This window comes from Salipaludibacillus neizhouensis, from assembly GCF_002886185.1.
Classification (GTDB): domain Bacteria; phylum Bacillota; class Bacilli; order Bacillales; family Salisediminibacteriaceae; genus Salipaludibacillus; species Salipaludibacillus neizhouensis.
In genome coordinates this window covers 2,511,122-2,526,441 of the sequence record NZ_KZ614146.1, presented here as the reverse complement: position 1 = coordinate 2,526,441, position 15,320 = coordinate 2,511,122, and the positions used below count along the sequence as shown (strand labels likewise).

Annotated in this window: 14 protein-coding genes and 1 other annotated feature; all 14 genes read left to right on the top strand. The window is 37.6% G+C overall.

The genetic code is table 11. The annotated features are described in order from the left end of the window. Nucleotides 1-31 precede the first annotated feature (31 nt). The 14 genes from CEF18_RS11955 (at nucleotide 32) to CEF18_RS11890 (ending at nucleotide 15,307) form a co-directional block, all read left to right on the top strand. Entirely contained in the window at nucleotides 32-2,248 is a 2,217-nt protein-coding gene (locus CEF18_RS11955) for an HD family phosphohydrolase (protein ID WP_110936684.1), read from the top strand. Nucleotides 2,249-2,252: 4 nt separating this feature from the next. Next, nucleotides 2,253-2,717, top strand: coding sequence for an rRNA maturation RNase YbeY (gene ybeY / locus CEF18_RS11950; RefSeq protein ID WP_110936683.1), 465 nt, complete (start codon nucleotides 2,253-2,255; stop codon nucleotides 2,715-2,717). Beyond that, nucleotides 2,701-3,093, top strand: coding sequence for a diacylglycerol kinase family protein (locus CEF18_RS11945; protein WP_110936682.1), 393 nt, complete (start codon nucleotides 2,701-2,703; stop codon nucleotides 3,091-3,093). Before ybeY ends, CEF18_RS11945 begins: the two co-directional genes overlap by 17 nt. Before the next feature lie 122 nt (nucleotides 3,094-3,215). Next, complete coding sequence (locus CEF18_RS11940; protein WP_110936681.1) at nucleotides 3,216-3,617, top strand: cytidine deaminase; 402 nt, start codon at nucleotides 3,216-3,218, stop codon at nucleotides 3,615-3,617. Beyond that, a complete protein-coding gene (gene era / locus CEF18_RS11935; RefSeq protein ID WP_110936680.1) occupies nucleotides 3,607-4,518 on the top strand; it encodes a GTPase Era in 912 nt (303 codons plus the stop codon). The genes CEF18_RS11940 and era overlap by 11 nt, the downstream gene beginning before the upstream one ends. Nucleotides 4,519-4,616: 98 nt before the next feature. After that, nucleotides 4,617-4,766, top strand: a complete 150-nt coding sequence (locus CEF18_RS11930) for a YqzL family protein (protein ID WP_110936679.1) — start codon at nucleotides 4,617-4,619, stop codon at nucleotides 4,764-4,766. Nucleotides 4,767-4,796: 30 nt separating this feature from the next. Further along, nucleotides 4,797-5,558: a DNA repair protein RecO gene (gene recO / locus CEF18_RS11925; RefSeq protein WP_110936678.1), complete on the top strand. Its 762-nt coding sequence runs from the start codon at nucleotides 4,797-4,799 to the stop codon at nucleotides 5,556-5,558. A 101-nt stretch (nucleotides 5,559-5,659) separates the two neighbouring features. Beyond that, nucleotides 5,660-5,830 (top strand) — a binding site (T-box leader). A gap of 95 nt (nucleotides 5,831-5,925) precedes the next feature. Further along, complete coding sequence (gene glyQ / locus CEF18_RS11920; protein WP_183040877.1) at nucleotides 5,926-6,816, top strand: glycine--tRNA ligase subunit alpha; 891 nt, start codon at nucleotides 5,926-5,928, stop codon at nucleotides 6,814-6,816. Then, nucleotides 6,809-8,899 carry a glycine--tRNA ligase subunit beta gene (glyS, locus tag CEF18_RS11915; protein ID WP_110936676.1) on the top strand — a complete coding sequence of 697 codons (2,091 nt, stop codon included), beginning with the start codon at nucleotides 6,809-6,811 and terminating at the stop codon, nucleotides 8,897-8,899. Before glyQ ends, glyS begins: the two co-directional genes overlap by 8 nt. An 86-nt stretch (nucleotides 8,900-8,985) precedes the next feature. Then, nucleotides 8,986-9,630, top strand: coding sequence for a helix-turn-helix transcriptional regulator (locus CEF18_RS11910; protein WP_110936675.1), 645 nt, complete (start codon nucleotides 8,986-8,988; stop codon nucleotides 9,628-9,630). A 30-nt stretch (nucleotides 9,631-9,660) separates the two neighbouring features. Then, on the top strand, nucleotides 9,661-10,494 hold the full coding sequence (locus CEF18_RS11905; RefSeq protein WP_110936674.1) for a pyruvate, water dikinase regulatory protein: 834 nt from the start codon (nucleotides 9,661-9,663) through the stop codon (nucleotides 10,492-10,494). Nucleotides 10,495-11,425: 931 nt separating this feature from the next. Further along, nucleotides 11,426-13,237, top strand: coding sequence for a DNA primase (gene dnaG / locus CEF18_RS11900; RefSeq protein ID WP_110936673.1), 1,812 nt, complete (start codon nucleotides 11,426-11,428; stop codon nucleotides 13,235-13,237). A 48-nt stretch (nucleotides 13,238-13,285) separates the two neighbouring features. After that, on the top strand, nucleotides 13,286-14,401 hold the full coding sequence (rpoD, locus tag CEF18_RS11895) for an RNA polymerase sigma factor RpoD (RefSeq protein ID WP_110936672.1): 1,116 nt from the start codon (nucleotides 13,286-13,288) through the stop codon (nucleotides 14,399-14,401). 342 nt (nucleotides 14,402-14,743) lie between these two features. Continuing rightward, nucleotides 14,744-15,307, top strand: a complete 564-nt coding sequence (locus CEF18_RS11890; protein WP_110936671.1) for a hypothetical protein — start codon at nucleotides 14,744-14,746, stop codon at nucleotides 15,305-15,307. Nucleotides 15,308-15,320: the final 13 nt, after the last annotated feature.

The following is a 15,320-nucleotide window of genomic DNA, read 5'->3' as shown; positions in this document are numbered from 1 at the left end:
TGAGTAGGGTCTTTAAAAAGGGAGGGTGGGCATGTCTTTACGTTCATCAATTGACCAGCATACGTGGTGGAATAAAGTAAAAGCACACAGATATATCAGAATATCTCTATTTTTTATTTTAGGAATGGTTACATACGGATTATTGGTTTCGAATGTCATTCCTGATACTTTTGAGGTAGAACTTGGGACAATATCCGAGCAGGATATTCGCTCCCCTTTGACGATTGAGAATAGAGAAGAAACCGATAGACTAAGGCTGGACGCTTATGAATCTGTTGAACCCGTTTATTCTCTAAAACCAAGGTACGCTCAAAATCAAATAGAACGTATTCAGGATGTGTTTCATACCGTTAAACAAGTGAGGGCGGAAGCCGATCTTGCTGAGTCTGAATTTGAAATTGATTTACAACTAGATGTTAGAGAAGAAGCACCTGAGAATGATGAGACGCTCGACATGACTGGACCTATAAGTACTGATGGTATGCTGGAAAAGGTCAGGACTACGTTAACACAGCAAACAAGTGATGTTTTATCTGATGAGACGCTGATAACTTTGCTGGAATCATCTTCTGAAAATTTGCAAATGGCTCAAGAAACGACAACAAGTGTTGTGGATGATGTCATGAATATTGAAATTCCGATGGACCAAGTTTCAGAGGCGAAAGATCAAGCAGAAGAAAAAGTATTAACGGCTACTGCTAACTTTCAATTATCGAGAGCGATGATTGAAATTGCACGATTTGGAATAACTCCTAATTATATGTTAGATGAAGAAGCAACTTTAGAAGCTAGAGAAATGGCACAAGAACAAGTTGAGCCGGTTATGGTCAGAGAAGGACAACTGCTCGTTGAAGAAGGACAAGTTATTACTTCTGAACTTTATCAAAAGTTATCGCTGGTAGGGCTAACAGAAGAAGTTACGATGTTTTACCCATATATAGGGCTTGCAATTATAGTTATTTTATTAATTTCCATGCTTGGATATTACTTAAGTGATGCAAAAACCTCTTTAAAAACCAATAATACGCATTTACTCATGTACTCATTAATTTATATCCTTTCACTAGGAATAATGAAGTTAGTCAGTATCATGCACGGCATTGAATTAGATGGAATTACTTACATTGCTCCAGTAGCAATGGGAACTATGCTTTTAACGATATTATTAAACGCGAGAATTGCTTTGTTTACGAGTATGGTATTTGCAATTATCGCAAGTATTATGTTTAACAACCAAGCGACAGGGATATTAGATTATTCGCATGGTGTGTATATATTCTTTAGTGGCATAGCAGGAGTATTTTTCTTGAATAAATCTCATCGGGTGATGAGGGTACTCCAGGCTGGTATGTTTGTTGCAATTATCAATATTCTTGTCGTTATGGCGCTTCTTATGCTGAAAAACGCCCAATATGGGTGGATGGATATAGGATCTAACTTTGGTTTTGCTGTCTTAAGCGGCTTTATCGCAGCAGTTTTAACAATTGGCCTGCTTCCTTTTATTGAGGCAGGATTTGGGGTACTGTCAAATACCAAGCTCATTGAATTATCAAATCCCAATGATCCTTTATTGAGAAAGATTCTGTTAGAAGCACCAGGAACTTATCATCATAGTGTGATGGTAGCCAATTTAGCAGAAGCAGCGTGTGAGGCGGTAGGTGCAAATGGATTATTGGCTAGAGTTGGGGCATATTATCATGATATTGGAAAAACAAGAAGGCCTCATTTTTTTATAGAAAACCAGATGAAAATGGGTAACCCTCATGATAAATTGAGCCCTCAACTAAGCAAAACGATCATAATAGCTCATCCATACGATGGTGCTGAGATGCTACGTACCAATAAATTGCCGAAAGAATTAATTGATATTGCGGAACAACACCATGGAACGACATTGTTAAAATTCTTTTACTACAAAGCGAAGCAAGAGCTTGGTGAGGATGTGTCTGAAAGTGATTATCGATATCCCGGTCCGAAGGCAATGACAAAAGAATCAGCCATTGTAGGCATTGCGGATGCGGTGGAAGCAGCAGTGAGATCTATGCAAAACCCGACACCCGAAAAAATTGAGTCGCTTGTCAGAAAAGTTATTTCTGACCGGTTGGAAGATGGTCAGTTTGATATGTGTGATTTAACATTAAAGGAATTAAATACGGTAGCAACATCTTTATTAGAAACGATGCAAGGAACTTTTCATTCAAGGATAGAGTATCCGGATGATGAAATTGCCGAAAAAAAGGAGGGGTAAAACAATGAGTAATTATACAATTGATTTGCTAGATGAAACAGAAACACTCTCTAGTTTTGACCAAGAATTGGTCAGTAATGTTATAAGAACTGCATTGACATATGAATCTATTGCAGAGGAATCTGAAATTTCAATTATATTCGTAGATGAAGAAAAAATACATGAATTAAACAAAGAATATCGTGGTATCGACCACCCAACAGATGTGTTATCTTTTGCATTAGATGAAGGAGACAACGTTGGTGAGACAGGCGAAGTTCCGAATTTATTGGGAGATATTATTATTTCTCTTCCTCAGGCACATGCACAGGCAGAAGAGTATGGTCATGATTTTCATCGGGAGCTTTGTTTTTTAGCTGTCCATGGCTTCCTTCACTTAGTGGGATATATTCATGATTCTGAAGAGGATGAACAAAAGATGTTTTCACGTCAAGAGGAAATATTGCAGGAACATGGACTCAAAAAATAACCAGACATTTGTCTCGTGGAATCGCCTGAAGAAGAGTTTCTTTTATGCATCTCAAGGAGTTCGGCATACATGGAAATACGAACAGAACTTTCGTATTCACAGTGTTATATCGGTCGTAATTATGGTGGTGGCGCAATTATTGACTATTCCTTTCACCGAGCAAATTATCTTAGTTGTTGTCATTGGTGCAGTCCTTGGAATGGAATTGATTAATACTGCTTTAGAGCACATGGTTGATCTTGTTGTACAAACATATGACGAGAGAGCAAAAATTATTAAGGATGTAGCAGCTGGTGCTGTATTTATGTTTGCTTTGACAGCAGCTGTTGTGGGATGTATGATATTCCTTCCAAGAATATACAATCTTTTTTTCTAAAAGAAGTAAATAAATTAACGAACTGTTTTCGTAAAACTACTAGCTAAAATTGGTCAAATTCACAGTTATTAGAATTGTCCGGAAACTGCTATATTAAATATTTTCAATGTGAAGGTGATGAAATGGATAAAGAATCATTATTAAAAGAAGCAAAGTTCGCAAGAGAGAAAGCTTATGTACCGTATTCTAAATTCCAGGTAGGTGCAGCTTTGTTAACGAACGATGGTGTCGTGTATCATGGGTGTAATATTGAAAACGCTGCTTACAGCATGACTAATTGTGCCGAGCGCACAGCGATCTTTAAAGCAGTCTCTGAGGGGGCTCGAGACTTTAAGGCAATCTCGGTCATTGCGGACACGGAGGGGCCTGTATCACCGTGTGGAGCGTGCAGACAAGTGATGTCTGAACTACTACAACCAGATACAATGGTATATTTAACAAATTTAAAAGGTATTACATCAGAATGGAAAGTTACTGAACTATTACCAGGAGCTTTTACACCGGAGGATCTACATGGAGAATAAAGGAACTAAGAAATCTGGATTTGCAGCCTTAATTGGTCGACCAAACGTCGGAAAATCGACACTTTTGAATAATTTGCTCGGTCAAAAAATCGCCATCATGAGTGATAAACCTCAGACAACGAGAAATCGTATCCAAGGGGTCTACACAGAAGATCGCGGTCAACTAGTGTTTATTGATACACCAGGGATTCACAAGCCGAAACACCGTTTAGGTGATTTTATGACAAAAATTGCCCAAAACACGCTAAGAGAGGTAGACGTTGTCCTCTTTTTAGTTGACGCTAAAGAAGGAAAAGGTGCAGGAGACAGATTTATTATTGAACGTCTTAAAAATTTGCAGACACCTGTCTTTTTAATTCTTAATAAAATTGATGAAGTACACCCTGATGAGCTGTTACCGCTTATTCAACAATATCAAAACTCTTTTTCGTTTACAGAAGTGATTCCAATATCCGCTTTAAATGGAAATAATGTCAATACTTTAGTGGATCAGGTTTTTTCCTACATGGGCGAAGGACCCCAATACTATCCTGAGGATCAAGTTACAGACCACCCTGAAAGATTTCTTATGTCAGAAATGATAAGGGAAAAAGTTTTACATCTGACACATGAAGAAATTCCACACTCTATCGCTGTGGAGATTGAACAAGTAAAGCACCGGGACAATACGGACACGGTGTATGTTGGAGCAACGATTGTTGTAGAAAGAAGCTCTCAAAAAGGCATTGTGATTGGTAAGCAGGGAAAATTACTTAAAGAGATAGGAAGATTAGCCAGGGAAGATATTCAAAAGATTCTTGGATCAAAAATTTTCTTGGAACTTTGGGTAAAAGTAGAAAAAGATTGGCGTAATAAGCCAAAATATTTGAGAGATTTTGGTTACGGGGAAGAAGATTACTAAGTGGGTAATTATTTCATGATTTATTCCTTACGGAGAGGGTCATCCTAATAAATGAGGAGAACGAAAAAACGTTCTTTGCATGAAAGGGGCGAGGTTTAATGAAACATTTAACTTGGAATCTTTTTGCAGTTACAGGACACCCGGAATCCTATTTACTTTATAAAGAGGTAGAAAGGGATGGAATGGAAGAAAACCCTCTACAAGAAGAGGGGCTTTCCTCGGAGGATCAAGAGTCGCTTCTTCACTAAGTTAATGCTTATGAATTAGAGGTGGTGGCTTTGTTACAAAAAATAGAGGGAATCGTTATTAGAACAACTAACTATGGAGAATCAAATAAAATACTAACGGTTTATTCCCGGGAATTTGGCAAGGTTGCCTTAATGGCCAGAGGAGCGAAAAAACCTAAAAGTCGGTTTGCTTCAAGTTCACAATTATTTATTTATGGCTCGTTTGTATATCATCAATCTAAAGGGATTGGCACTTTAAACCAAGCGGATATTTTGGATTCATTCCGTGAGATTAGAAGTGATTTAATGTTAACGGCATACGGGGCTTATATGGTTGAATTGTTAGATAAACTTATTGACGATCGCGAAAAGAATCCGTATTTGTTTGAGCTAATTTATCAGCTCCTTCATCACTTGAATGAAGGAGAGGATGGCGAGATACTGTTACGGATATTTGAAACAAAAATGTTGGCTTACACGGGTTCAATGCCAGTACTTCATGAATGCACAAATTGTGGCAGATTTGATCTGCCATTTGTGTTTTCTTTACGCCAAGGTGGTGTTTTATGCTCTCAATGTATGCATATAGATGACTACCATTTAAAGGTTTCCTCAGCAACGATTAAATTACTGCAATTATTTCAGCAGTTGAATCCAACTAGGATCGGGCATATCTCGGTCAAAACGGAAACAAAACAGCAATTGAAAAAAGTCTTGGAAATGTACTACCAGGAACATGTTGGTGTGTATTTGAAATCAAAGCGCTTTTTAGATCAAATGGAGAAGTTTACAGATCAACACATTGACACGTAAGTGTTCTTTATGTAATATGTTAGAAAAGTGAAAGCAAAACGATTTTGCTGTATAAGCATCGATCACACGTTAGAAGCAAAAGAAATTTTTTTATTATACTTATAAATGCGAAGAAGGAAAATAGTACTTACTTAATCTTGACAAAAGCGAGCTTAGGCCGGTGAAAGCTAAGCGTCAATGACAGTAAAGAAGGCGTTCCGGAGCATACTTTAGAAAGAGGCATATTCTTATATGCAATTAGGGTGGAACCGCGGGTAACTCTCGTCCCTATGTCCAAAGTCTGGGCATAGGGATGAGAGTTTTTTGGTTTTATAAGAATAGTCTAATGTTTTAGTTTTGTAAACACTATTATTGGAGGGGTATGAAAATGAACGTTCAAGAAATGATTTTAACGTTACAAAAATTTTGGGGCAACCAAAACTGCTTGATTTTGCAACCTTATGACGTGGAAAAAGGTGCTGGTACGATGAACCCTATGACATTTTTAAGAAGTATAGGACCAGAGCCGTGGAATGTTGCGTATGTAGAACCTTCTAGACGTCCGGCAGACGGAAGATACGGCGAAAACCCGAACCGTTTATACCAGCACCATCAGTTCCAGGTAGTCATGAAACCTTCTCCAGACAATATTCAGGAATTGTATTTAGAAAGCCTTAAACAATTAGGAATAAATCCAGCAGAACATGATATACGCTTTGTGGAGGATAACTGGGAAGCTCCGACGTTAGCTGCTTGGGGACTAGGTTGGGAAGTATGGCTCGATGGAATGGAAATCACCCAATTTACTTATTTCCAGCAAGTAGGCGGTTTAGACGCTAAGCCTGTATCTGTTGAAATCACTTATGGTATTGAAAGACTTGCTTCATACATTCAAGATAAAGAAAATGTATTTGATCTTGAATGGGTGAATGGATTCACGTATGGAGATGTCTTTTTACAAAATGAATATGAACAGTCAAAATATGCGTTTGAGGTTGCTGACGCAGCGATGTTGTTTGATCTGTTCTCTAAATATGAGAAAGAAGCGCAGAGAATTTTAGAAGAAAAACTTGTTATACCTGCTTATGACTATGTTTTAAAATGCTCGCACGTATTTAATCTATTAGATGCGCAAGGTGCCATATCGGTAACCGAGCGAACGGGGTATATTGGACGGGTCAGAAACTTAGCAAGGAATTGTGCTCAGCAGTATTACAATGTACGGGAAGATTTAGGATTTCCAATGTTGAAGGATAAGGAGGAAACATCTCATGAATAATCAATCGTTATTGCTAGAAGTTGGATTAGAAGAAATGCCTGCGAGATTTGTCACGGATGCAATGAACAATCTATCGGGATTAGTAGAAAAGTGGTTGAAGGATAATCGCCTTCGATATAAAAACATAGAGGCTTACTCAACTCCAAGACGCCTAGCAATAGTCATTAAAGGGTTGGAAGGAACACAACGTGATATTGAAGAAGAAGCAAAAGGACCTTCTAAGAAAATTGCGATGGATGAGTCAGGAAACTGGTCGAAAGCGGCTCAAGGATTTGCAAGGGGACAAAAGGTTTCTGTCGATGATTTATTTTTCAAAGAATTAAAAGGCGAGGAATACGTTTTTGTTAAAAAGCATGTGACGGGTCAAAAGACAGTTGAACTTCTACCGCAATTAAAAGATGTTATTCTGCGTGTTCCTTTTCCTAAAAACATGAAGTGGGGTGCCAATGACCTCCGTTATGTCAGACCTGTGAAGTGGCTTGTAGCATTATATGGATCCGAGGTTATTCCGTTTGAAATAACGAACGTCCATACCGGCAATGAAACGATAGGACATCGTTTTTTAGGGACAACGAGACAGCTGGCTGATGCTGATAGTTACGTTGAAACGCTTTTAAGTGAGCATGTTATGGTAAACCCAGTGGAGAGAAAAGAGGCTATACGCACTCAAATCGAGCGAATAGCAGAGAGTGAAGACTGGGTCATTCCTATTGATGACGGATTATTGGAAGAAGTAAATAATCTGGTAGAATATCCTACAGCTCTTTTTGGAAACTTTGACGAACGATTTTTAAAAGTTCCTGATGAGGTATTAATTACATCGATGCGTGAACATCAGCGATATTTCCCGGTGAAAAATAAAGCAGGAGAGCTGTTGCCTCATTTCGTGACTGTTCGTAATGGTGATCATCGTCATTTAGAGAACGTTCAAAAAGGAAATGAAAAAGTATTACGGGCACGCCTTGCTGACTCTGAGTTTTTCTATCAGGAGGATTTGAAAAAGTCACTAGATTCAAGGTTACCTCGTTTAGAAGCAATTGTTTATCACGAAAAACTTGGTTCTGTTGGTGACAAAGTTCGGAGGATAGAAGAAATTTCAGAAAAGATCGCTGTAAAAACAGGAGCTAGTCCCACTCAACTTAATCAAACAAAGCGTGCTGCGCAACTAGCAAAGGCTGATTTAGTAACCCACATGGTCAATGAATTTCCGGAACTGGAGGGAAGAATGGGGGAAGAGTATGCTCTAAAGTTTGGTGAAGAAGCTGAAGTAGCGAAAGCAATCCGTGAGCATTATTTACCAAAGCAATCTGGGGATCAGCCACCAAGCACGTCTATTGGTGCATATGTTAGCGTAGCTGATAAATTAGATACAATTGTTACTAGTTTCGGAATTGGTAACATACCAACCGGTTCTCAAGATCCACATGGCTTGCGCCGTCAAACTGCGGCAGTATTAACAATCTTTTTATCACAAGAATGGGATGTTAATTTATTTTCGGTAATCAAGGAAACGCTTGAAATTATTGCTGAAAAAGGCCTTCTAAACCGTGATAAAGTAGATGTCATGAAAGACATGGAGGATTTTATATGGCTCCGTTATAAAAATATGCTCCAGGAGCGGGGCGTCCGCTATGATGTCGCGGATGCTGTTCTGAGTACCGATATAGGATTCGTTTCTAAAACAGTTTATCGAGCAGAATTTTTAATGACATTACTAAATACGAATGAATTTAAAAAAGATGTGGAAGCATTCAGTCGCGTCCTGAATATTGCTAAAAAAGCGAATGATCAAGCAGAGGTAAACACTGTTCTTCTAAAAGAGCAAGCAGAAATAACATTGCAAAACAAAGCGGAAGAAAAACAATCAAAAATTGCTCAGCTTTTGGAAGAGGGGAATATTTCTGACGCGTATGCGCAATTAAAAGAGTTGGAACCAGTTATTCATGATTATTTTGCGAATATTATGGTCATGGCCGAAGATAATGATATCAAGCAAAATAGATTAGCACAAATGAAAAAAGTTGCCGCAATCATTACGTCTTTTGCTGAATTCCAAGTGATTGTGTTTCATGCAGAGGAATAGAAAGATTTTAGACCTGCAGGGAAGACTAAGATATAATAAGGTTAGTTAGAATTACTCTTGCCTGAGTACAGAGGGCGGTGAAGGCAATGGAACTTAATGAAAGACAAGAAAAGATTATTGTTATCGTAAAAGAAAGCGGTCCTATTACTGGTGAGCAAATTGCTCAAAAACTTTCATTGTCGCGAGCAACTTTAAGACCTGATCTCGCTATTTTGACCATGTCTGGATTTTTAGATGCTAGACCGCGAGTGGGCTATTATTATACCGGTAAGACCGGTTCACAGCTCTTTAATGAACGAATGAAAAAGCTAACGGTAAAAGAGTTTCAATCAATTCCGGTAGTTGTGGAGGAATCGGCATCCGTGTACGATGCGATATGCACGATGTTTCTAGAGGATGTCGGAACTCTCTTTGTTGTTAATAAAAGGAAACACCTGATCGGGATTGTTTCTAGAAAGGATTTGCTTCGAGCAAGTATGGGGAAGCAAGACTTAGAATCAGTTCCAGTAAGTATAATCATGACGAGGATGCCAAATGTTACAACATGTCATCCTTCTGACAGTATGTTGGAAGTAGCAAACAAACTAATAGGCAAGCAAATCGACGGACTTCCTGTCGTAAAAGAAGTTGAAACTGATGGCGAAATCCACCATGAAGTAATTGGGCGATTGACGAAGACGAATATAACGAAAGCATTCGTATTTATTGCTGATGATGATATTCATTCTTAAGGTTTCTCTGTCAAAATGAGAGGAGTATATATGATTAATTCACAAATTCCCGTTAATCGGTCGATCGTTTATGTTATATCGGACTCTGTTGGTGAAACTGCTGAACTAGTAGTAAAAGCAGCGATTAGTCAATTTGATGAAGATAAAACAATGATACAACGTATTCCTTATGTGGGAGATATCGGGACGGTAGATGAGGTTATTGCTCTTGCGAAAGAAAATCATGGAATGATTGCATTTACTGTTGTTCTTCCGGAAGTTAAGACACATCTGGTTGAGCAGGCAAAGCTCCATAATATACCTTCGCATGATATTCTTTCACCAATGGTTGCCATGATGGAAAAGAAGTTACAATGTCCTCCTAAAAATGAATCTGGTCTTATCCATATGCTGGATGAGGATTATTTTAAAAAAGTAGAAGCCATTGAATTTGCGGTGAAATATGATGATGGAAGAGATCCTAGAGGCATTCTGCGGGCCGATGTTGTGCTTGTAGGTGTGTCTCGAACGTCAAAAACACCATTATCACAATATCTTGCCCATAAGCGTCTCAAAGTTGCCAATGTTCCTTTAGTTCCTGAAGTAGAACCACCGGAGGAACTATTCTCTATAAATAGTGACAAGGTAATTGGCTTAACGATCAGTCCCGTTAAGTTGAATGGTATTCGAACAGAGCGTTTAAAAGCTCTGGGACTAAAAGAAGAAGCAAACTATGCTAAAATTCAACGCATTGAAGATGAACTTGTTTACTCGGCCGGAGTAATGAAGCGCATTGGGTGTGAAGTAATTGACGTGTCGACTAAAGCAGTAGAAGAAACAGCAAATCTAATATTTCAAATTGTCCAGCGTAAAGAAAAAGAATAAATGGTTAAAGGCTCACTGGGATTTCCTCCTTTGGGTCTTCGTTTATGTGGGCATATTTTGCTTGTGAAAAACATATTTAAGTGAAGAAACACGGTATTAAGATGTTTATCCGATATTTTACTTTTTATTCTTGTTTTTGTTTATTAGATGATTATTAAGCTTTTCAAGATTTTTTTCAGCGCGACAAAGTTTAAATAGCAGCCTGCATAAAAAATTATTAAAATAAATTTATAATATAATTTCTTTTCTAAAATAGTCATTCAAATTCTTATGATTTTCTAATTATTAACTAGTGTCATCGTTTGTATGGGTACTTCAAGTGTTGTTTGGAACGTGGATTTACTAGTATTTGAACTGTATTTTCTAGAAAAATGAGAAATAAGAGAAAATTCTAGTCAAAAGTCAATTTATCCTATATAATGAAATATTGTGACTTGATAATAATAAATAAAAATAGGAATAATTACAGTGAGAACAAATAAATTGTAAATGTCAAGACTTTTTATTTTTTTTTTGGTAAAGATAGTAAGAGACATTATGTTAATTTATTTCTTCTCTCTTATTTTTTTAGGGAATATGGAATAAGTGGCCAAAAAAGAAGGATTCTGAAAATGGATGTAGAATAACCAACATATGCAAAAGAAAAATATGAGGATTTTTGTCGATGGTGATGAATCCAGTTGTTGATTAAACCATAGTAAGTTTTTCATTGAGTGAAGAGGAGAGTGAAATTATCTGATCAGGAATAGATTATTTTGTTCGGTGCCTTGTCACCCTCCAAGTGAAGCTAATGAAGAGCTGTACTGCTATGACCTAAAAACGCTATAAGGAGGATCGGGTGTAATCCGAAACAAACAAGATAATACCTCAATCGAAGCTTAGGTGCTTCTGCGGTTAAGGAATGTTTTGAAATAAAAGGTTGGTGAGTCTGGTGAGTCAACGAATTCCTGATGAAAAAATTGAACAAGTCCGTCAATCACTGGATATCGTTGATATAGTTAGTGAGTATGTTCAGCTAAAAAAACAGGGAAGAAACTTCCAAGGGTTATGTCCTTTTCATGGAGAAAAAACGCCCTCTTTTTCTGTTTCACCCGATAAACAGTTGTACCATTGTTTTGGTTGTGGCGCTGGTGGGAATGCATTTTCATTTGTCATGGAAATAGAAGATGTTAGTTTTATTGAAGCAGTTGAAAAACTGGCCAATAAAACAGATGTAACCATTCCAGAATTAGATGCTCTGTCCAAAACGGAAGAGAGTTCAGATAACAAATCAAAGAGTTGGCACGAAGCGCACCAGCTTGCAGCAAAGCTCTATCATCATGTATTGACCGTTTCTGATGAAGGGAAACAAGCAAGAGAGTATTTAAGGGGTAGAGGATTCACGAAAGAGGTTATTGACCACTTTCAAATTGGATACGCACCAAATTCCTGGGAGTTTCTTTCCCGTTTTTTACTGAAAAGGGATTTTTCCATGGAAGAGATGGAACAAGCGGGCCTCGTCGGTTTAAGAGACTCTGACTCCAAAGCGTATGACAAATTTCGAGATCGAATCATGTTTCCCATTTGGGACCGACAAGGGAAAATGGTTGCTTTTGGTGGTCGTGTCTTAAATGATGGTAAGCCTAAATACCTAAATAGTCCCGAATCCCAGCTTTTTAATAAGAGTGATATTCTCTATTATTTTCATCAGGCTCGCCCTTTAATGAAAAAGAAAAGTGAAGCTGTTTTGTTTGAAGGGTATGTTGATGTTATTTCTGCATGGAGGGCGGGTATAGACAACGGGATAGGCGGATTGGGTACGGCATTAACTGAAAATCAAGCAAAAATGTTGCGCAGAAATATTGATCGGATTATTATTTGTTACGATTCTGACCATGCTGGTATGCAAGCAACCTATAAAAACGGGCAATTACTGCGGAATGTTGGTCTCGAAGTAGAGGTAGCATTACTGCCTGATGGAGACGATCCCGATGATTATATAAGAAAACATGGTTCAAAACGATTTAACCAGGATGTCATCCTGCAGAGTGTGACATTCATGTCGTTCATTTTTGAATTTTATCGCAAAGGCAAGAATCTTCAACAAGAAGGAGATCGCTTAACGTATATAGAAAACATTTTACAGGAGATTAGTCAATTATCCGGTGCTGTTGAGCGAGATCACTATTTAAGAAAATTAGCGGATGAGTTCTCTTTATCATTAGAAGCATTAAAGCAAGAACAAATGGGTCTAATGAAGGTTGCTGAAAAAAAACAAAAGCGGCAAATTCATAAAGCTGTTCAAACTAGGGTAGCAAAGGAACCCAAGAAATTGCTTCCCGCCCATGAAAATGCGGAAAGAGAACTTATTGCCCTTATGCTTCATTCTAGGTCAATAGCTGACCATGTGCAAAAAGAAATTGGTGGTAATTTTTACATTGATGACTACCAAGCAATTGCCGCACTCATTTATAGCTATTACGGAGAAGGATACGACCCAAATCCATCTCACTTTATAGAAAGAATATCAGATAGTGATTTGAGAAGCAAAGCCACTAGTCTTGCGATGAAGAGGGTTAACCATGACCTGTCTGAGCAGGAATTGAACGATTATCTGAAACAGATTCATCAATTTCCTAAATATAGAGAAATTGATCAATTAAAAATACAGCAAAAAAAAGCAGAAGAAATGAATAATTTTGGAGAAGCAGCGTTAATAGCGATGCAAATCATCAAAATGAAACAAGAATTAAAAAACCATTGAATCCAATAATTTTAGTATTTGTTGTGAACTTCAGGAAGGAGGGGTCGTATGGCTGATAAACCAATTCGTCCATTGGCGGAAGGTGATCTTACCATCGATCAGGTTAAGGAACAATTAGTAGAACAAGGAAAAAAGCGAGGAACATTAACCTACGCCGAAATTACAGAGAGATTAGGTGCATTTGATCAAGACTCTGATCAAATGGATGAATTTTTCGAATACCTTGGAGAACAAGGAGTAGAAATTATAAATGATAACGAGAATGTACCAAGTCTCCAGCAAGTGGAGAAGGAGGATTCTTTTGATTTAAATGATTTAAGTGTACCACCAGGTATTAAAATTAATGATCCCGTCCGCATGTATTTAAAAGAAATTGGACGTGTTCCATTATTATCTGCAGCAGAAGAAATTGAGTTAGCTAAAAAGATTGAAGACGGTGACGAGGAAGCGAAGCGGCGATTAGCCGAAGCAAACCTTCGTCTAGTTGTAAGTATAGCTAAGCGTTATGTTGGTCGAGGTATGCTTTTCCTTGATTTAATTCAAGAAGGAAACATGGGCTTGATTAAAGCTGTGGAGAAGTTTGACTATGACAAAGGTTTTAAATTCAGTACGTATGCTACTTGGTGGATTAGACAAGCGATTACCCGGGCGATTGCTGACCAGGCAAGAACCATTAGAATTCCAGTACACATGGTAGAAACAATAAATAAGCTTATTCGTGTGCAACGACAACTTCTACAGGATCTAGGTCGAGAGCCAACACCTGAGGAAGTATCTAAAGAGATGGAGTTAACACCAGATAAAGTTAGAGAAATATTGAAAATAGCTCAAGAACCGGTATCTCTAGAGACTCCTATCGGGGAAGAGGATGATTCACATTTAGGCGACTTTATTGAGGACCAGGAAGCTCTAGCACCAGCTGATGCTGCAGCCTATGAATTGTTAAAAGAACAGCTTGAAGACGTTCTTGATACACTCACAGACCGTGAAGAGAATGTATTACGCCTACGATTTGGCCTAGATGATGGCAGAACCCGTACTTTAGAAGAAGTAGGAAAAGTATTTGGGGTTACTCGGGAACGAATTCGACAAATTGAGGCAAAAGCATTACGTAAATTGCGCCATCCAAGCAGAAGTAAACGTCTGAAGGATTTTCTCGAATAAACATCAATATTTAAACGACCATATAGCTTGGGAGAGGTTTTCCTCTTTCAAGCTTTTATTTTATAGTAAGAAAGTACAGAAAACAGCTATCTTTGTTAAATAAATGGCAGCGAAAGGTCACGTTGTTTTTAATAAAAGGCGCTGTGCGTTTTTATTATGAACTTCATTATACATAAAATAAATATAGACGATATAATAAAATAGTGTAGCAGTAGCACCTATAAGAGAGTATAAACTAAGCTTTACGTTAGGTGCATCACATGGTTATCTGTCAAAGATACATAATAGAATGATTATTGTAATGATTTAAAATATGCCTAATTAGGGAGAAAGGTGCTTTATATGGAGGAGAGTAAAAATGATATTATTATAAACGAAATAAAAAAGTGGCAAGAAAATAAATTGTTACCAGAAACATATTGCCGTTTTTTGCTTAGTTTATATACAGAAGGAGAACTCCAGGAAGAAAATGAGAACAGGTCAACTGCAATCAAGGCAATCCTTAAAAATAGTCGTAAAGTTATCGTCAGTTTTTTAATTATGATAGTTATCATTACTATTCTTCTTGCCATCATTTTTTTCGTGCAATTTTCATCAGTGGTGCAATTAAGTGGATTAGGAGGTTTTCTAATTCTCGGGATAATAGGGGCAAGGAACTATAATAACAAAAGTAAACCAATTTCACATCTTTTCGTTGTTCTTTCGACATTTATTTCTTTTATATTACTCATTGTAACTGTAGAGGAATTTTTCTATGATAATTTATTTGCTTTGGGGACGGGAATAGTCCTGTTATGTATTGTATGGATTATTGTTGGGTGGAGATTTCGTTATCATTATTTATATATCGCAGGAGGAACTGGGATACTATTATTTATCGCACTAGTAGTTGGTCAAGGAATATAGAAAGGAGTTTTAG

Bases quoted from the DNA above. Each gene is read 5' to 3' on its own strand.
- CEF18_RS11955 (WP_110936684.1), top strand. From the start codon at position 32: ATGTCTTTACGTTCATCAATTGACCAGCATACGTGGTGGAATAAAGTA.
- ybeY (WP_110936683.1), top strand. From the start codon at position 2,253: ATGAGTAATTATACAATTGATTTGCTAGATGAAACAGAAACACTCTCT.
- CEF18_RS11945 (WP_110936682.1), top strand. From the start codon at position 2,701: ATGGACTCAAAAAATAACCAGACATTTGTCTCGTGGAATCGCCTGAAG.
- CEF18_RS11940 (WP_110936681.1), top strand. From the start codon at position 3,216: ATGGATAAAGAATCATTATTAAAAGAAGCAAAGTTCGCAAGAGAGAAA.
- era (WP_110936680.1), top strand. From the start codon at position 3,607: ATGGAGAATAAAGGAACTAAGAAATCTGGATTTGCAGCCTTAATTGGT.
- CEF18_RS11930 (WP_110936679.1), top strand. From the start codon at position 4,617: ATGAAACATTTAACTTGGAATCTTTTTGCAGTTACAGGACACCCGGAA.
- glyQ (WP_183040877.1), top strand. From the start codon at position 5,926: ATGAACGTTCAAGAAATGATTTTAACGTTACAAAAATTTTGGGGCAAC.
- glyS (WP_110936676.1), top strand. From the start codon at position 6,809: ATGAATAATCAATCGTTATTGCTAGAAGTTGGATTAGAAGAAATGCCT.
- CEF18_RS11910 (WP_110936675.1), top strand. From the start codon at position 8,986: ATGGAACTTAATGAAAGACAAGAAAAGATTATTGTTATCGTAAAAGAA.
- CEF18_RS11905 (WP_110936674.1), top strand. From the start codon at position 9,661: ATGATTAATTCACAAATTCCCGTTAATCGGTCGATCGTTTATGTTATA.
- rpoD (WP_110936672.1), top strand. From the start codon at position 13,286: ATGGCTGATAAACCAATTCGTCCATTGGCGGAAGGTGATCTTACCATC.
- CEF18_RS11890 (WP_110936671.1), top strand. From the start codon at position 14,744: ATGGAGGAGAGTAAAAATGATATTATTATAAACGAAATAAAAAAGTGG.